This is a genomic window from Sulfuricystis thermophila (assembly GCF_004323595.1).
Lineage (GTDB): Bacteria > Pseudomonadota > Gammaproteobacteria > Burkholderiales > Rhodocyclaceae > Sulfuricystis > Sulfuricystis thermophila.
Genome location: NZ_AP019373.1, coordinates 642,347 through 658,506 on the forward strand (window position 1 = coordinate 642,347; position 16,160 = coordinate 658,506).

Consider the following 16,160-nt stretch of genomic DNA (forward strand, 5'->3'; position numbering starts at 1 on the left):
GTTAGCCGAAGCTATTGACCAGCGAGCCGATGACCAGCTGCCAGCCGTCGACGAGTACGAACAGCATGATCTTGAACGGTAAGGCAACCATCACCGGCGACATCATCATCATGCCCATCGACATCAACACCGCAGCGACCACCATGTCGATGATCAGGAAGGGAATGAAGATGATGAAACCGATCTGGAAGGCGGTCTTGAGTTCCGAAGTGACGAAGGCGGGGATCAGCACGCGCATCGGCACGTCGTCGGCCTTCTCGGGCGCCGGTGCCTGGGCGATTTTGGTGAACAGCGCGAGATCGGCGTCGCGCGTTTGCTTGAGCATGAAAGCCCGCAGTGGAACGGCGCCGCGGTCGAGCGCCTCCTGGAATGCGATCTTGTTCTCGGCGAGCGGCAGGTAGGCGTCGGTGTAAATCTTCTCGCCGACCGGGGCCATGATGAAGAAGGTGAGGAACAGCGCCAGGCCGACCAGCACCTGGTTGGGCGGGGAGGTCTGGGTGCCGAGCGCGTGCCGCAGCAGAGAGAGCACGATGATGATGCGTGTGAAACTCGTCATCATCAGCAGCATGGCCGGCAGGAAGGTCAGGCTGGTGATCAGCAGCAGCGTCTGGATCGACAGCGACCATTGCGTGCCGCCGCCAGCCACGGGCGTGCTGGTGAGCGCGGGCAGCGCCTGTGCCAGTGCCTGCCCCGAGAAGCCGCTCGTGAAGAGCAGCGCGACGAGCACGATCGGCTTACGTCTTGCCACGACTTTCGACGATCCTTTTCAGCCAGGCCGGGAATTCGCCGGCGGCGGGAAATTGCCCGCCGGGTGGCAATTCCTGGCGCGGAATCTCCGCCAGCGTGGTGACCTGACCCGGCGCGACGCCCAATACCAGCCAGCTGTTGCCAAGTTCGAGGATCACCACGCGCTCGCGGGGCCCCACCGCCACGCCGGCGACGACGCGCATCAGTCCCGCTGCCGCGCCATGCGGCTGGGAAAGCCGCTTCATCAGCCACAGCGCGCCGAACAGCAGGGCGAGCACGACGATCAAACCGATGACCATCGACACTGCGCTGCTGCCGAGCTCCGGCGCCGCACCGCCAAAAGTCGGCGCTGACGGGACGGCACTTCCACTGCCCTCGGTGGCCTTGGCGATGAATGGGTGGGCGCTCAGCAACGAAAGAATGGCGCGTGGCAGCATGGCCACGAAGCTTATGCCTCGTCAGACGCGACGATGAGCGGATCAAACGGGAAAAACCGGCGCTTTACCTGTTCAGCTTGCGGATGCGCTCCTGCGGCGTGATGATGTCGGTGAGCCGAATGCCGAACTTGTCATTGACGACCACCACCTCGCCCTGGGCGATCAGCGTGCCATTCACCAGCACGTCCATCGGCTCGCCGGCCAGGCCGTCGAGCTCGACCACCGAACCATGTGCCAGCTGCAAGAGGTTCCGGATCGAGATCTTGGTGCGCCCGAGCTCCACCGTGAGATTCACCGGAATGTCGAGGATCAGTTCGAGTCCCTGGTTGGCCGGTGCGGCGGTATTGCCACCAAGGGGTTCGAAGAGTTTCGACGCTGCCGCCGCCGCAGATGCAGTGGCTTTTTTTTCCTGGGCGGCCTGTTCCTGCATCGCCGCGGCCCAGTCGTCCTCGGTCGTCGTCGCCGTCTTATCGCCGCTTTGGCCGGCATTTTCCTGCGCGGCCTGTTCTTGCATTGCCGCGGCCCAATCGTCGTCGGTAACCTGGTTTTCGGTTTCAGCCATGATCGACCTCACTGTTCATTCCGTCACCTCTTCGGGTGAGATGAATTTTTCCACCTTCAGCGCATACTGACCGTTGTTGATTCCGTAACGGCATTGCAGCAGCGGGACGCCATCGACCTTGACGTTGATCACGTCCGGAATCTCGATCGGCACGATGTCGCCGACCTTGAGCTGCGCGACCTCGCCCAAAGTCAGCCCGGCATGTCCCAGCGGCGCCACCAGTTCGACTTCGGCGCTCATCAGCTGTTTTCTCAGCATCGTGGTCCAGCGCTGGTCGGCGCCGGCCTGCTCGCTATGCATCGTGCTGTAGAGCACGTCGCGGATCGGTTCGATCATCGCATACGGCAGGCAGACGTGCATCTCGGCCGTGTTGCCGGACAGATCGATCGTGAAGGTGTAGGCGATGACCACTTCCGAGGGTGTCGCGATGTTGACGAACTGCGTGTTCATCTCCGAGCGCACGTATTCGAAGCTGATCTCATTGACCGGCTTCCAGGCCTTTTCGTATTCGCGGAACACGACATTGAGCATGCCCATGATGATGCGCTGCTCGGTCGCCGTGAAATCGCGCCCCTCGACGCGCGTATGGAAACGACCGTCGCTGCCGAACATGTTGTCGACGACCAGGAACACCAGATTGGGATCGAACACGATCAGGGCCGTGCCGCGCAGCGGCTTGATCTGCACCAGGTTGAGGTTGGTGGGAACCACCAGGTTGCGGATGAAATCGCTGTATTTCTGCACGCGTACCGGTCCGACGGCGATTTCGGTATTGCGATGCATGTAATTGAACAGACCGATGCGCAGATAGCGGGAGAAGCGCTCGTTGATCAACTCCAGCGTCGGCATGCGGCCGCGCACGATGCGCTCCTGGCGGCCGAGATCATAAGTTTTTACGCCGCTGGCATCCTGCGGCGCGGCCGCTTCCTCTTCGGTTTCCCCGGTGACACCCTTCAACAGGGCGTCGACTTCTTCCTGGGAGAGGAAATCCTGGCTCATGGAGCTCTCACTGGACGATCAACGACGAGAAAAAGACCGCGATCACCGGCCCCTCCTCATTGGTATCCATCTTTTCCTTCGCCGGATCGGGTCTCTCGCCCGTCAGCGTCGCGTTGATCGATTCACGGATCTGGTTGGCGAGGATCTGCATGCCTTCGGGGGTCGATAGCTCGGCGGCCTTTTTGCCGGCAAGGATCAAGAGCACCTTGTGGCGGATCTCCGGCATGAAATTCTTGATCTGGTCGGCGACATGGGCGTCGGCGAGCTTGAGTTCGGGCACTGCCTGCACGTAGGCTTCCTGCTGTTCCGCCTGGAGTTTCACCACGAAGGGATCGAGCTTGCTGAAAACGGGCGGCATGGCGTGGTCGTCTTTCTTCTTCTTTTTCGCTTTGGCGGTTTTCGCGGGCGGCTCGTCGCCTTCGTCGGCGCCTTCTTCGTCGGCAGCTTTCTTCTTCATCAGGAAGAAGGCCGCTCCACCACCGCCCAGTACCAGCACCAGGACGGCGATGAGGATGATCAGCAAGAGCTTGCTCTTTTTCTTGGGAACTTCACCCTCGGCGGGCGTTTCGGTTTTCTTGGCCTCGGCCATTGGTCACTCCAGTTTTTCGGGGTTCAGGCAAAGACATCGACCAAACCCTGCCCGGACTTGAGCGCGAGGGAGGTCGACAAACCGACCGAATTGGCTTGGGATATTGCCGCATTTGTGCCGAGTGTGCGCATCGGGTCAGATGCCGGATTCTCCCCGTGTTTTTCCTGCTGCGCCTGTTGCCGCGGGTGTTCCGCCCCGACCTGGGCCTGGCCGAGCTGGATGCCGGCATCGGCCAAGGTCTCACGCAGCCGTGGCAGTGAGGCTTCGAGCAGCTCGCGCACCACCGGGTTGCTCGAAGCAAAGCTCGCCGCGGCCTGGTCGCCATTTACGGTGAGACTGACTTCGATGCGCCCCATGTGCGGCGGGTTGAGCACCAGCTCCGCCTGGCTACGCCCTTGGCCGGCGACCCAGGCGATCCGGTTGCCGATCTCCTCGGTCCAGCCGGGAGTGCCCACGGGGCGGGTGATCGTCAGACCCTCATGGGCATGGGCGGATCGTGCCGGAGAAATGTCCGCGATGACCTGCTGCACGACGGCTGCCGTGTCGCCTGGAGACTGCGTCTCATGGGTGGTTGCGATCGCGGCCGTCAGGGTGGCAGCGAACTCGCGGCCGGTCGAGGCGGCCGAGGGGACCTCGGTCTTGGTGGGCACGACGGACTCGATTCCGGCTTGCGGCGCCAGATCGCGGGTGGCGGCGGCGAACGGCAAAGTCACGGCGGCAGCGGGAAACCGACCTTCGGCGGCAGTCGCCGCCGTCACGGCGGCAGAGTTTGCCGCTGCGACGATCGGCGGTGTCAGCGGTGCGAAGAGGGGCGGAGCGGCGGCATCCGGCGAAGATTCGGTGAGGCGGGGGGAGTCTTTGGTGGGCACTGAGTCGGCCGTTCCCCGTTGCTGCGCCAGCGCCAAGGGATCGAGAACGGTCGAGGCGGCCAGCTCGACTGCGCTCGCGTCATTTTCTTCCGGAAGGAGCATTACGGGGTCGCCGACAAGCTCGGTGTCCGTCCCTCTGGCAGCGAAACGCTGAAGATGCGCTGCGAAGCTCACAGCACCCGCGATCTTCGCTTCGGCAGGCGCATTGTCCTCGCCGGCGGGAAGTTTGGCCGTGATCGCGGCCGAAGCACTGGTGGGTATGGCTAACGTCGGGATCGGCATGGAGTTTCCTCGTCCTGAATGGCGGAATGCCCAACTAACGCAAGGAACATGCCAATGTTGCGGCTACTCCTCTTCTTTCGCATTTCCGAAAAGCCTTGCCGCATGTTCGTCCATCAGTTTTTGCTGGTTGCGTGATTCCTCGTAGGCGATGCGGGCGTGGAAACGCTGCGCCAGCGTGTCGAAGGCCTTGACCTTGCCACGCTTGTCGAGCCAGTTTTTCTGCCCCGCGGCGGTCCGCTGCCGGGCCGTGGTGGCCATCGTGCGCGCCTGTTCGATCGCTTCGTCGATCTTGTCGAGGAACTGGCGGTAATTGCGCCAGCGCTGCGGATCGAGGCCTTTTTCGGCAGCGGCGAGGAACAGCGCCTGGTATTCGTTACGGTATTGCACCAGCAGCTCGAGTCGCTGACTCGCCTGCTGCTCGCCGGCGATCAGCTGGCCGAGTTGCCGCGCCGCCTGATCGAGACGCAGATTCGAGAGTTCCAGCAAGGGTGCCAGATGGAAGTGCTTTGCCACCTATCCAGTATAGAGGCTTGAGGCTTGCCTGACTCAATCCGGCAGCAGCGCGTTGAGTGCCGCCAGACTCTGTTCCGCGTCGGCGCGCTCTTCGATGCCTTGCTGCAGGAAAGCCTCCATCGTGTCATGCACTGCGATGGCACGGTCGAGCAGCGGGTCCGATCCCGGCACATAGGCGCCGACCGCGAGCAGGTCGCGCGCGCGCTGATAGCGTGAGTAGAGCTGTTTGAAGCGGCGCACGCGTTCGAGATGGCCCGGCGTGATCAGGCTGGTCATCGCGCGCGAGATCGACTGCTCGATGTCGATCGCCGGATAGTGGCCGGCATCCGCCAGCGAGCGGGAGAGGACGATGTGGCCGTCGAGGATCGCCCGTGCCGCATCGGCGATCGGATCCTGGGGATCGTCGCCTTCCGTCAGCACCGTGTAGAACGCGGTGATCGAACCGCCGCCCACCGGCCCGTTGCCGGCGCGTTCGACCAGCTGCGGCAGGCGCGCGAACACCGAGGGCGGATAGCCGCGCGTCACGGGCGGTTCGCCGACGGCAAGGGAAATCTCGCGCTGGGCCATCGCATAGCGGGTGAGCGAATCCATGATCAACAGCACATGGCGGCCCTGATCACGGAAATACTCGGCGATCGCGGTCGCATAGGAGGCGCCTTGCAGACGCATCAGGGGGCTGACGTCCGCGGGCGCAGCGACGACGACGGCACGCTGGCGACCCTCGGCGCCGAGGTTGTGCTCGATGAATTCCTTGACTTCGCGGCCGCGCTCGCCGATCAGTCCAACGACGATGATCTCGGCGGCCGTGTAGCGGGCCATCATACCCAGCAGCACGCTCTTGCCTACGCCAGAGCCGGCGAACAGGCCGAGCCGCTGGCCGCGGCCGACGGTGAGCAGCGCATTGATGCTGCGGATGCCGACATCGAGCACATGCTCGATCGGCGCGCGTTGCAGCGGGTTGAACGGGCGGCTGATCAGCGAGCGCAGCGGTTTGCCGTCGAGCGGACCGAGGCTGTCGAGCGGGCGGCCGTTGCCATCGACCACCCGGCCGAGCAGTTGTTCGCCGACCGGCAGATGCTTCGCGCGATCGAAGGCGCGGCGGAAAGGCTGGGCCGGCTGGCCGATCCGCGGTGGCGGCACCGGCGTTTCCAGCGGCGTGACCTGCGAGCCGGGGGCGAGGCCATAGACATCCTCGGTCGGCATCATGTAGAGGCGTTCGCCGGCGAAACCGACCACTTCGGCCTCGACCGTGCCGTCGTTCGGGACCTGGATGCGGCAGCTCGAGCCCAACGGCAGCTTGAGGCCGGAAGCCTCCATCACCAGTCCGCTGATGCGTGTCAGTCGCCCGCTGGTCTGAAAAGGCGTCACTTCGGCCAGCTGCCTGCGGCAGTTGGCGAGCAGATCGCGCCAGGCCTCGCTGTGGGGCGTCATGACCGGTCCTTGATCTGCCAGGGCACATCGTTGCCGAGCGCCTCGATCACCCGCCGCCAGCGCGTGGCGAGCGAAGCGTCGATCTGGCTGCCGCCCGCTTCCAGCAGGCACTCGCCCGGTTTGAGATGGGGCTCTTCGAGAATGCGGTGTCCGGCGTGGGAAAGTGTCTCGCCGATGTTCGCGCGCACCAGCGCGGCATCCTGCGGATTCATGTGGATCGCGGCGTGCTGGTGCGGCAACTGCGCCAGCGCCTCGCTGACGACCCCGACGATCGACTCCGGCCGGGTCGCCACCTCGTGGCGCACCACCTGCCGGGCGATCTCGATGGCCAGTGCGACCAATTCGTCAGCGACCTGCTGGTCGAATTCCTTCAGCGCCTGATCGAGCGTGTCGGCGGCCTGGCGGATGCGTTCGGCTTCGGCGCGTACCGCTGCCTGGCCCGCCTCGTAGCCGCTGCGCATACCGTCCTGATAACCGGCATGGAAGCCTGCCTGATAACCGTCTTCGCGCGCTTCGGCGCAGATGCGCTCGATTTCCTCCCGATCGAGCGGCAAGGGGGCTTTCTCTTGCGTTTCCTGGGATTCGGCCGGTGGCGGCGCGAGCGCGACTTCTTCCTCGAAGCTCGCCAGCTCCCAGCGTTCCCAGGCAGTGAGATTCGCAGATGAGCGCATGATCAGATCATCACGTCTTCACCACCCTTGCCGCCGAGCTGGATCTGGCCTTCGTCGGCGAGGCGGCGCGCGATCTTGATGATTTCCTTCTGTTCGGCCTCGACTTCGGAGAGCCGCACCGGGCCTTTCGATTCGAGGTCTTCCTTGAGCATCTCGGCAGCGCGCTGCGACATGTTCTTGAAGATCTTCTCGCGCAGTTCGGGCGAGGCGCCCTTGAGCGCGAGGATCAGCGAGTCGGACTGCACCTCGCGCAGCAAGAGCTGGATGCCGCGGTCGTCGATGTCGAGCAGATTCTCGAAGGTGAACATCTCGTCGAGGATCTTCTGCGCCAGATCGGGATCGTATTCGCGCACATTGTCGATGATCGCCGTCTCGGCGGCCTGGCCGACGTAGTTCAGGATCTCGGCGGCGTGGCGAATACCGCCCATCGCCGCTTTCTTGACGTTGTTCGAAGCGCCAGCCATCAGGCGGGTCATCGCTTCGTTGAGTTCCTTGAGCGCGACCGGCTGCACGCCGTCGAGCGTCGCGATCCTCAGCAGCACGTCGTTCCTCAGCCGTTCTGAAAACAGCTTGAGGATCTCGCCGGCGTGGTCGTATTCCAGATGGACGAGGATCGTGGCGATGATCTGCGGATGCTCGTTCTTGATCAGGTCCGCGACCGTCGGCGCATCCATCCACTTCAGGCTCTCGATGCCGGCGGTGTCGCCACCTTGCAGGATGCGGCCGATCAGGTTGGCGGCCTTGTCGTCCCCCAGGGCCTTGGTGAGCATGCTGCGGATCATTTCCTCGTCGGCCGACAGTGCCGCGCCCTTCGCCGCATGGGCTGCGACCTCCTCGATCAGCTGCTCGGCTTTTTCGCGCGGCACGGCCTTGATGCCGGCCATCGCGTGGCCGAGCTTCTGCACCTCGCGCGGTCCCAGATGCTTGAGCACTTCGGCGGCGGCATCCGGGCCGAGCGAGAGCAGCAGCATCGCACTCTTTTCCAGTCCTTCCTCAGGCCCCGGCACCCATCCACTCCTTGATCAGTTCGGCGATCAGCTTGGGTTCCTGGCGGGCGGTCTCGCGTGCAGCATTCAACTTCTCGTCGAAACTTCGCACATGCGGACCGGCAGGGGCCTCTGCCGTGCCGGTTCCCTCCACGCCGGCCGCTTCCGCCGCGGCACGCCGTTCCGCCTCGGCGCGCTGCGCAGCGGCGGCGAACATGTCGAGCACCGGCTTCAAGAGCTTGCGCCAGACCAGCCAGGCGACGATCGCGAAGACCAGATATTGTCCGGCTTCCTTCGCGAAGGCGATCGCGGCCGGGTCCTTCCACAGCGGCGTTTCCGGCAGCGCTTCCGCCTCGCTCTGCACGAAGCTCGCCGCGGCGACGTTGATCGTGTCGCCGCGCTTCTCGTCGAAGCCGATCGATTCACGCACCAGGTCATTGATGCGCTTCAATTCCTCGGCAGTGGGCGGCACCGCCTTGCCCGGCTTGCCATCGTTGCCCAGCGGGCGCTTATGGTTGACCGCCACGGCCACCGAGACGCGCTTGACGGCGCCGGGGGTGGCACGCGTATGGCGCACGGTCTTGTCGAGCTCATAGTTGATCGTCGCGTTGCGTGTGTAATTGCCGCTCGTGGCTCCGCCCACTGCCGTGGCGCCCGGCACCGGCGGCGTGGTGATCGGCGCGGTGGCCGGTACCGGCGGTTGATTGGTCAGCGCCCCGGGCACGCCGAGCGCCGGCGGGCTGCCCGCGCCGCTCTCGGCGGTCTGCTGACTGCGGATGGCGGTCTTCGGTGCAGGATTCGGCTGGTAGCTCTCTTCGACCTGCTCGATCTGGCTGAAATCGATCTCGGCCGCCACCTGGGTGCGGAAATTGCCCTTGCCGAGCAAGGGTTCGAGGATGGTTTCGATGCGCTTGACGTATTGCGCCTCGACTTCCTTGACATAGCCGAGCTGGCTGGGGTTCAAATTGTCGTTCTTGAAGCCGTCGAGGCGCTGCGAAATCAGCTTGCCATCCTGGTCGATCACGCTGACGTTGGCGGGGGAAAGCTGCGGCACCGAAGAGGACACCAGATGGACGATGCCGGCGATCTGCGCCGGTTCGAGCGTGCGCCCCGGCTGCAGGCTGACCAACACGGAAGCCGAGGGCTTCAGGTCGTCGCGCAGGAATGCGGTCTGCTTCGGGATCGCCAGATGCACGCGGGCGGCGCGCACGGCGCCCAGCGCCTGGATCGACCGCGCCAGTTCGCCTTCGAGACCGCGCTGGTAATTGATCTGTTCGGCGAACTGGCTGATGCCGAGCTTCTGGTTCTCCATCAACTCGAAACCGACCAGCCCGCCTTTCGGCAGTCCCTGCGAGGCGAGCTTCAGGCGCGCTTCATGGACCTGACCGACGGGCACCAGGATCGCGCCACCGCGCTCGGAAACTTTGTAGGGGATGTTCTGTTGCTGCAAGGCGGCGACGATCTGGCCGCCATCCTGGTCGGAGAGATTGGAAAACAGCACCCCATAGGGCGGTTCCTTGGTCCACAGCCAGGCGCCGACCAACACGGCGATGGCGAGGGCGACCATCGCCATCGCCATCAACTTCTGGCGGGCATCGAGTCGGGAGAGTGCAGCCAGCCCGAGAGGCAAGGTGGGCGAGGCGGTTGCCGGTTCTGCCATGTTGTGTAGGTTCTCCTGGAGGTACGGAAGGGATTGTGACGCGCCGAAGCAAGACGGGTTCCCGCGATGAGCGGCAATAATTGCCGCCATTTCGGGTATTGTTCCGCCCTATTCCTCGTTTCGCCGCCACAGACAATTTGCGAACATTCTCGACATGAACCTCGCCGCACCCGCGCCGCCCCCGGCACCCGCGCCGGATGTCGATCCCGCACGACTGGCCGAAGCCTTCCGCCTGTTCAATCAGGTGTCGGAAGAGCTGTCGACGGCCTATGGCGCGCTGGAAAAGCAGGTCGAGCGCCTGACCACCGAGTTGGCCGCCGCGAATGCCGAGACGCAGCGCCTGCGTGAGCAGGCCGAACGCAACGCCCGGCTCGCCGCGATGGGTGAGATGGCGGCGCAGCTCGCCCACCAGTTGCGCACTCCGCTCGCGGCGGCGCTGCTGTATGCCGGCAATCTGGAAACACCGGATCTGCCCGAGGCGAGCCGCATCACGATCGCCAGGAAGACGGTGGAGCGGCTCAAGCATCTCGAGCGCCTGATCCAGGACATGCTGCTCTTTGCGCGCGGCGAAGTGCTTGGCCGCGAAGCCTTCGCGCTTGCCGAGCTGCTCGCCGAACTCGGGCAGACCTTCGAGCCGCTGGCGCGTAGCCGCGGTGCGCGCTTCGAGGTCGTCACCCCGCCGCCCGGACTGACCCTCACCGGTAACCGCAAGGCGCTCGCCGGGGCGCTCACGAATCTGCTCGAAAATGCGCTGCACGCGGTGGCCGAGCGTACCGATGGCTGTATTGCCCTCGCCGTCGAGGAAGACGAAGCATCGATCGTTTTTCGTGTCAGCGACAATGGGCGCGGCATGCCGGCCGAGGTGGTGGCCCGTCTCTTCGAGCCATTCTTCACCACGCGTGCCGAGGGCACCGGCCTGGGGCTGGCGATCGCCCGCGGCGTGGCCCGCGCGCATGGCGGCGGCATCGAAGTGGCTTCGGCGCCCGGCCAGGGCAGCACCTTCCGGCTCAGCGTCGCGCGCAGCGCGAACGAGGCGACGGTGACGATGGAGCAAAACGGATGACGAAACAGGGGATGAACGTTCTCGTCGTCGAAGACGACGAGGCGCTGCGCGATGCGCTGCTGATCACGCTGGAAACCGCCGGCTACCGGGCCAGCGGCGCAGAGAGCGGCCCTCAGGCACTCGCGCTGATCGAACGTCAGCCTTTCCAGATGGTGGTCTCCGATCTGCGCATGGCGCCGATGGATGGTTTGGCGCTGCTCGCCGAGATTCGTAGCCGCAAGCCCGGTTTGCCGGTGCTGTTGATGACCGCCTTCGGCGACGTCGACAAGGCCGTCGCGGCGATGAAGGGGGGCGCCTGCGACTTCATGCTCAAACCCTTCGAGCCGAAGACGCTCATCGAGCAGATCGAGCGCTATGCGCTGCCGCCGCAGGCCGAAGGGGTGGTCGCCGCCGATGCGAAAACCCGCGAGGTGTTGCTGCTCGCCGCACGCGTCGCCCGTACCGATGCGACCGTGTTGCTGACCGGCGAATCGGGCACGGGGAAAGAGGTGTTCGCGCGTTACATCCACGACCAGTCGCCGCGGGCGAAAGGCCCGTTCGTCGCGATCAACTGCGCGGCGATCCCCGACAACCTGCTCGAAGCGACGCTGTTCGGCTACGAGAAAGGCGCCTTCACCGGCGCGCAGGCCGCCCAGGCCGGCAAGTTCGAGCAGGCCGATCATGGCACGCTGCTGCTCGACGAAATTTCCGAAATGCCGCTCGCGCTGCAGGCCAAGCTGCTGCGCGTCCTGCAGGAGCGCGAAGTCGAGCGTGTCGGCGGCAAGAAGCCGATTCCGGTAGAGATCCGCGTGCTCGCCACCTCGAACCGCGACATGGCCGCGGAAGTCGCCGCCGGACGGTTCCGCGAGGACCTGTTCTATCGGCTCAACGTGTTTCCGCTGACGATCCCGCCATTGCGCGAACGTCCCGCCGACATCGTGCCGCTCGCGGAGCATTTCCTCGCAGTGCATGGGGCGCGACTCGGCCGGCGGGCGCGTCTTGATGCCGAAGCCGCGGCAAAACTTGCCGCCTACCCTTGGCCGGGGAATGTGCGCGAGCTGGAAAACGTCGTCCAGCGCGCGCTGATCCTCGCGCCGGGTGAGCTGATCGAAGCGGCGCATCTGCGCTTGCCGGAAATGGCTCCATCCACGGCCAGCCCCGCCCGCGCGGTCGGGGAGACTGCGGCTGCCGTTCCATCAGCGCCGACTTTCGCATCGCCGGCGCCGCAAGCAGCCGCGAGCACGTCGAGCATGAAAGACCTCGAACGCCAGCACATCCTCGACACCTTGGCCAAAGTCGGTGGTTCGCGCAAGAAGGCCACCGCCTTGCTAGGCATCTCGGAGCGCACGCTGCGCTACAAGCTCGCCCAGTACCGCGAAGAGGGTTATCTCAAGGACGGGGACTAGCAAGCCGGCACGGGCTTTGCTATAAAAAGCGCATGGCCATCGATACCCGCAATCTCGAACAGATGCTCAGCGAGCTGCGTGCCGCCACCGCGGTGGCACAGGGCAAGCCGGCCGCTGCGTCTCAAGCCGCGGGCGGCGCCGAGTTCGCCGATGCACTGAAGGCCGCGATCGATCAGGTGAATGCCGCGCAACAGCAGGCTCAACAGCTCGCGCAGGAATTCGCCGCCGGCAACGAGAACGTCAATCTACAGGACGTGATGATCAATCTGCAGAAGGCCAGTCTCTCGTTCCAGCAGATGGTGCAGGTGAGGAACAAGCTCGTCACGGCCTATCAGGACGTGATGAACATGCCGGTCTGAGTAACCGTGTTCAAAGTCAAGTAGTCAGAGGTTGATGTTGAGCGTTGAGGTAGTTTCGGGCGATGGCATTGAGGTGGGTGATCAGCTTGCGCATGCAGGCGATCAAGGCCACCTTTTTGAGTTTGCCCGCAGCCACCAAGCGCTCGTAGAAGGCGCGGATAGCGGGGTTGACTCGTGTTGCGGTGAGCGTGGCCATGTACAGGGCGCGCCGCACCTCGAAGCGTCCGCCGACGATGCGCCTTCGGCCTCGACTGGAGCCCGAATCGTTGGCGTATGGTGCCACACCCACCAGCGCGCTGATCTGGCGGCGGTTGAGCCGTCCCAGCTCGGGCAGCTCGGCGATCAGTGTGGCAGCGGCGATGCGACCGATGCCGGCCACGCCTTGCAACAGCTTGGCCATTGCGGCATGGTGCTGCTCGACATGGCTGAGCATCTGGGCATCGACGTCGTCGAGCTGGCGGGCAATGGCCTGCAGCAAGGCCTCGATGCTCGGGCGTGCGACCGGGCGCGCCAGGCGCAGGCGCTGACGCTCGGACAACTGCATCGCCACGAGCTGGCGCCTGCGGGTGACCAAAGCGGCCAGATCCTGCTGCTCGGGCTCGCTCAAGGGGCGCACGAAGCGCTCGCAGTCGGGGCGCTGAGCCAGCACGGCGGCGAACTCGGCCAGGGTGGCCGCATCGATGCGGTCGGTCTTGGCCAGGCGCTGCATCGCACGGGCGAAGTCCCGTGCCATGCGCGGGTTGATGATTGCCACCCGCAGACCCGCCGCCTGCAACGCGCACGCCAGCGCCGCCTCGTAGCCGCCAGTGGCTTCCATGAGCACCAGCGCGGGTTGCAGCTTGACCAAGGCTTCGGCCAAGGCCGAATGCCCCTCGGCATCGTTGCTGACACGGGCCAACTCGGCCGGCAAGGCCGCCCCCAGACAAGCCACATCGACGTGCGTGCAGGCAACGTCGATCCCCACCATCACGGATGATCCAGACATGGTCTTCATCTCCCCTTCTTGTACATGCGAGCAGGCCAAACGCCGCTCGGCTAACCGTTCGGGCACCCAAAAGACCAGCACGGGGTCCGTGCGCAATCGACTCAGTCACGAGCTGGCAAGCATGCTTGCCGTCTCCAGAGCTTTCCAGGCTGCACGTCCCTGTCTGGTCACCTCAGCAGTGACCCAACTGTACCGCGCTGGTCTGGTTTGAACATACAAGAGCTTGCGAAAAATTCTGCTGCGCTTGCCATCTTGGGGTCGGGCGGTGCTCGCCATCCTCATGTATGTCCAGATACATTCCGGTGGCTGCGCTCCGGCCTCCCCCAACCTAGCTGCGCTCGCAACGAATTTTTTCACAAGCTCTGAGACTCACTCAAAATCCCAGTCCGGATTCGCGCGCTTTTCTCTCCCGTTCGACCTTGATGATGTAACGCTGGATCAGCGTCTGCTGCGGGCCGGGGAGGTTGACGAATTCGCAGCCGGCGCGGCGGCGGGCTTGGTCGCGCGCGAAGGAAACGCCCATCTGGCAGACGCGTAATGTGCCGTCGATGATGCCGACTTCGGGCAGCTCGATGCGGCAATCCGGAATGATCTGGCCGGCTTCGAACGGAATCTCTTCGGGCGGTGCGACGATGCCGACACCACCGACGCTGACGTCCAGTACGGTCGCCTCGAAGAGCCGTATCCCGCCGTCGTGCAAAGGGAGCGGCATGCGGCATTTCAGCGGTCGGGCGATCGGCGCATTCAAGCGAAAAAACTCGCGGCGCTGCAGCCGCAACACTTCTTTCGGCAAAGCGGCCAAGAAGGCGGGCCGGCCTTCGAAGACGCCCCTCGTGAAGGGGCCGAGCAGGAATTGGATGCGCACGCGGTCGAGTTGGCCGATGCAATAGTGTTTATCCGCGGCGGCGATGCGCTGATTGACGTTTTCATCCGGGCCGACGTCGAGGATCAGCTGCTCGGACGCCACCTTCAGCAGCACGGTGAGCAGCATGTCCTGGCCTTCATTGCAGAAGACGGTGAGCTGGGTGACGTGCGTCTGCAGCTGACGCAACAGGGTCAGCACTTCCTGCGGTGCGCGCAGCATGTATTTGTCGTATTCGCTGCCCGCGAGGATCGGCAGCGCGATGGTGGTGGGCGTCAGGGATGGCTCGGCAATGGTCATGATCCTGCGTGATCCGGTTTGGCGAACTGCGATTCTATTTCAGCGTAGCCCTTCGAGGGCGAGGCGGTTTCTGCGTTGCCCTGATGTTCGATGCGGTAGATCCAGGCCAAGAGTTCAGCGACGGCGAGGTAGAGCGCGGGTGGGATGTGTCGGTCGATGTCGACCTGCGCGAGCAGGGCGACCAGTTCGGGCGATTCATGGACGAACACGCCATGCTCGCGGGCGCGAGCGACGATTTCCGCGGCGATCAGGCCGCGCCCCTTGGCCACGACTTTCGGCGCCGCATCGCCTGGCGCATATTTCAACGCCACGGCGAGCCCTGCCTTGTCGTCAGGGGGCAGGATGCTCAAGTTTCCACCACCCCCTGCAACAGCGGCACGCCGGCACGGTCGAGTGCGGCAGCCAGCTCGGGGATGGCCGCACGCAGCATCGCAGCGCTGTCGGCCGCGGCGGCGGCCAGCGTCAGCCGCACCCCCTGGCGGCTCAGCTGCAGACGTGCTTCGATGCGGCCCAGTCGTGGCGTGGTGAGGGTCAGCGTCGTGCGCCAGCTGGAGTCTTCCTCGCCTGCGGCGTGCCTTTCCCGTTCGCCTTCCCATTCGATCGTCCAATCCATCGGTTGCTGCGGCCAGACCTCGCCATGCCAGACGATGCGCTGGAAGGCTGCGGCTTCCAGTTGCTGCTGGACGATGGGCCGCAACTCGTCGGGAATCGACGCTGCCGTCGCGGCGGCCTGCGGGGTGACACTCTGGCGCGGAGCGGCTGCGCTTTCGGCCGGGGTGGGTGCCGTTCCGCCAGCGCCGACTTTCCCCATCGCCGCATCAACGAATGCCGAGGGCGACGACAAGCGCCCCTGTGGCTCCTGCAGCAGCTCGGCCAGAGGCAGCCTGCCCTTGACCCATTCGGCCTGATGTGCCTCGTAGAACACGCCGCTGTGTGTCACGGCTCTGGAGAGCGTCTCGGCGAGCTGCGTTGCCGGCAGCTGCCCTTGCGACGCTGCGGCGATCAGCGGCTGGCTACGGTTGAGCGGCGCAGCGGGCACCGTTTCGCCTTCGGCCGGCAGCAAGGCGCCGATCAGTCGCGCCGTGGGGCTCAGGCGGGTAAAGGGGTAAGGAGTCGCCTGCGCCGCTGCGTTGCCGGCATCGACGCGCTGCGCGATGATCGTCCGCGGCGAGCGGTCGATGACCACCAGTTCCAGTTGGTCGCCGGCTTTGGCGCCTTCCGTCAGTTGCAGCGTGAGCTGCTTGCCGGCGACCAGCGCGCGGTAGGTGTGGTCGGGCAGGGGTTCGAGGATGCGCGCCTGGAAGGTCTGCCCCGGCCGTAGCTCGGGCAGGTCGGCGGGAATCGGGCGCGTCGGCTGGACCGGTTCGAGCAGGTTCGCCTCGGTCTGCATGCGCATGCGGATCGCCGCATCGGGGGGGACGAGCACCATGTTCGGCTACCCCGCTGCGCGGCGGCCGCGG

18 protein-coding genes are annotated in these 16,160 nt (G+C 65.0%); 3 read left to right on the top strand and 15 right to left on the bottom strand.

The features are described from left to right. Position 1: 1 nt before the first annotated feature. The 11 genes from fliP to fliF form a co-directional block, all read right to left on the bottom strand. A complete protein-coding gene (fliP, locus tag M52SOB_RS03305) occupies positions 2–748 on the bottom strand; it encodes a flagellar type III secretion system pore protein FliP (RefSeq protein WP_431306332.1) in 747 nt (248 codons plus the stop codon). Continuing rightward, positions 735–1,184: a flagellar biosynthetic protein FliO gene (gene fliO / locus M52SOB_RS03310; protein ID WP_131110563.1), complete on the bottom strand. Its 450-nt coding sequence runs from the start codon at positions 1,182–1,184 to the stop codon at positions 735–737. The genes fliP and fliO overlap by 14 nt, the downstream gene beginning before the upstream one ends. A 64-nt stretch (positions 1,185–1,248) precedes the next feature. Beyond that, entirely contained in the window at positions 1,249–1,698 is a 450-nt protein-coding gene (fliN, locus tag M52SOB_RS03315; protein WP_431306345.1) for a flagellar motor switch protein FliN, read from the bottom strand. 63 nt (positions 1,699–1,761) lie between these two features. After that, positions 1,762–2,745, bottom strand: coding sequence for a flagellar motor switch protein FliM (gene fliM / locus M52SOB_RS03320; RefSeq protein WP_131110565.1), 984 nt, complete (start codon positions 2,743–2,745; stop codon positions 1,762–1,764). A 7-nt stretch (positions 2,746–2,752) separates the two neighbouring features. Next, a complete protein-coding gene (locus tag M52SOB_RS03325; protein WP_131110566.1) occupies positions 2,753–3,334 on the bottom strand; it encodes a flagellar basal body-associated FliL family protein in 582 nt (193 codons plus the stop codon). Between the two features lie 23 nt (positions 3,335–3,357). Next, positions 3,358–4,485 (bottom strand): flagellar hook-length control protein FliK, encoded by a 1,128-nt coding sequence (locus M52SOB_RS03330; protein WP_131110567.1) that lies wholly within the window; start codon positions 4,483–4,485, stop codon positions 3,358–3,360. A 63-nt stretch (positions 4,486–4,548) separates the two neighbouring features. Continuing rightward, positions 4,549–4,998: a flagellar export protein FliJ gene (gene fliJ / locus M52SOB_RS03335; protein ID WP_131110568.1), complete on the bottom strand. Its 450-nt coding sequence runs from the start codon at positions 4,996–4,998 to the stop codon at positions 4,549–4,551. A gap of 33 nt (positions 4,999–5,031) precedes the next feature. Continuing rightward, positions 5,032–6,429 (bottom strand): flagellar protein export ATPase FliI, encoded by a 1,398-nt coding sequence (fliI, locus tag M52SOB_RS03340; protein ID WP_131110569.1) that lies wholly within the window; start codon positions 6,427–6,429, stop codon positions 5,032–5,034. Beyond that, positions 6,426–7,100, bottom strand: coding sequence for a flagellar assembly protein FliH (locus M52SOB_RS03345; protein WP_131110570.1), 675 nt, complete (start codon positions 7,098–7,100; stop codon positions 6,426–6,428). The genes fliI and M52SOB_RS03345 overlap by 4 nt, the downstream gene beginning before the upstream one ends. A gap of 2 nt (positions 7,101–7,102) precedes the next feature. After that, entirely contained in the window at positions 7,103–8,071 is a 969-nt protein-coding gene (gene fliG, locus M52SOB_RS03350) for a flagellar motor switch protein FliG (RefSeq protein ID WP_431306346.1), read from the bottom strand. Positions 8,072–8,093: 22 nt separating this feature from the next. Continuing rightward, complete coding sequence (gene fliF, locus M52SOB_RS03355; RefSeq protein WP_131110572.1) at positions 8,094–9,746, bottom strand: flagellar basal-body MS-ring/collar protein FliF; 1,653 nt, start codon at positions 9,744–9,746, stop codon at positions 8,094–8,096. 154 nt (positions 9,747–9,900) lie between these two features. Here fliF and M52SOB_RS03360 point away from each other — a divergent pair, with 154 nt between their 5' ends. From M52SOB_RS03360 to fliE, 3 genes are read left to right on the top strand one after another with little or no spacing between them, the layout of a single operon-like run. Then, the gene (locus M52SOB_RS03360; RefSeq protein WP_131110573.1) at positions 9,901–10,809 is read left to right on the top strand and encodes a sensor histidine kinase; all 909 of its coding nucleotides are present in this window, start codon (positions 9,901–9,903) and stop codon (positions 10,807–10,809) included. Further along, entirely contained in the window at positions 10,806–12,194 is a 1,389-nt protein-coding gene (locus M52SOB_RS03365; protein ID WP_131110574.1) for a sigma-54-dependent transcriptional regulator, read from the top strand. The genes M52SOB_RS03360 and M52SOB_RS03365 overlap by 4 nt, the downstream gene beginning before the upstream one ends. A 32-nt stretch (positions 12,195–12,226) precedes the next feature. Beyond that, positions 12,227–12,553 (top strand): flagellar hook-basal body complex protein FliE, encoded by a 327-nt coding sequence (gene fliE, locus M52SOB_RS03370; RefSeq protein WP_284155179.1) that lies wholly within the window; start codon positions 12,227–12,229, stop codon positions 12,551–12,553. A 16-nt stretch (positions 12,554–12,569) separates the two neighbouring features. Here the strand turns inward: fliE and M52SOB_RS03375 are convergent, their stop codons facing one another. The 4 genes from M52SOB_RS03375 to fliK all read right to left on the bottom strand — a co-directional run bounded on the left by M52SOB_RS03375 (position 12,570) and on the right by fliK (position 16,129). Further along, positions 12,570–13,520 (bottom strand): IS110 family RNA-guided transposase, encoded by a 951-nt coding sequence (locus M52SOB_RS03375; protein WP_431306342.1) that lies wholly within the window; start codon positions 13,518–13,520, stop codon positions 12,570–12,572. A gap of 391 nt (positions 13,521–13,911) precedes the next feature. Next, positions 13,912–14,700: a flagellar brake protein gene (locus M52SOB_RS03380; protein WP_131110575.1), complete on the bottom strand. Its 789-nt coding sequence runs from the start codon at positions 14,698–14,700 to the stop codon at positions 13,912–13,914. Then, complete coding sequence (locus M52SOB_RS03385) at positions 14,697–15,050, bottom strand: EscU/YscU/HrcU family type III secretion system export apparatus switch protein (protein ID WP_431306333.1); 354 nt, start codon at positions 15,048–15,050, stop codon at positions 14,697–14,699. Before M52SOB_RS03385 ends, M52SOB_RS03380 begins: the two co-directional genes overlap by 4 nt. Continuing rightward, positions 15,047–16,129 carry a flagellar hook-length control protein FliK gene (gene fliK / locus M52SOB_RS03390; protein ID WP_131110576.1) on the bottom strand — a complete coding sequence of 361 codons (1,083 nt, stop codon included), beginning with the start codon at positions 16,127–16,129 and terminating at the stop codon, positions 15,047–15,049. The genes M52SOB_RS03385 and fliK overlap by 4 nt, the downstream gene beginning before the upstream one ends. Positions 16,130–16,160: the final 31 nt, after the last annotated feature.

Coding starts and splice junctions, on each gene's coding strand:
- fliO (WP_131110563.1), bottom strand. CDS start 1,184: ATGCTGCCACGCGCCATTCTTTCGTTGCTGAGCGCCCACCCATTCATC.
- fliN (WP_431306345.1), bottom strand. CDS start 1,698: ATGCAAGAACAGGCCGCGCAGGAAAATGCCGGCCAAAGCGGCGATAAG.
- fliM (WP_131110565.1), bottom strand. CDS start 2,745: ATGAGCCAGGATTTCCTCTCCCAGGAAGAAGTCGACGCCCTGTTGAAG.
- M52SOB_RS03325 (WP_131110566.1), bottom strand. CDS start 3,334: ATGGCCGAGGCCAAGAAAACCGAAACGCCCGCCGAGGGTGAAGTTCCC.
- M52SOB_RS03330 (WP_131110567.1), bottom strand. CDS start 4,485: ATGCCGATCCCGACGTTAGCCATACCCACCAGTGCTTCGGCCGCGATC.
- fliI (WP_131110569.1), bottom strand. CDS start 6,429: ATGACGCCCCACAGCGAGGCCTGGCGCGATCTGCTCGCCAACTGCCGC.
- M52SOB_RS03345 (WP_131110570.1), bottom strand. CDS start 7,100: ATGCGCTCATCTGCGAATCTCACTGCCTGGGAACGCTGGGAGCTGGCG.
- fliG (WP_431306346.1), bottom strand. CDS start 8,071: ATGCTGCTGCTCTCGCTCGGCCCGGATGCCGCCGCCGAAGTGCTCAAG.
- fliF (WP_131110572.1), bottom strand. CDS start 9,746: ATGGCAGAACCGGCAACCGCCTCGCCCACCTTGCCTCTCGGGCTGGCT.
- M52SOB_RS03360 (WP_131110573.1), top strand. CDS start 9,901: ATGAACCTCGCCGCACCCGCGCCGCCCCCGGCACCCGCGCCGGATGTC.
- M52SOB_RS03365 (WP_131110574.1), top strand. CDS start 10,806: ATGACGAAACAGGGGATGAACGTTCTCGTCGTCGAAGACGACGAGGCG.
- fliE (WP_284155179.1), top strand. CDS start 12,227: ATGGCCATCGATACCCGCAATCTCGAACAGATGCTCAGCGAGCTGCGT.
- M52SOB_RS03375 (WP_431306342.1), bottom strand. CDS start 13,520: ATGGTGGGGATCGACGTTGCCTGCACGCACGTCGATGTGGCTTGTCTG.
- M52SOB_RS03380 (WP_131110575.1), bottom strand. CDS start 14,700: ATGACCATTGCCGAGCCATCCCTGACGCCCACCACCATCGCGCTGCCG.
- fliK (WP_131110576.1), bottom strand. CDS start 16,129: ATGGTGCTCGTCCCCCCCGATGCGGCGATCCGCATGCGCATGCAGACC.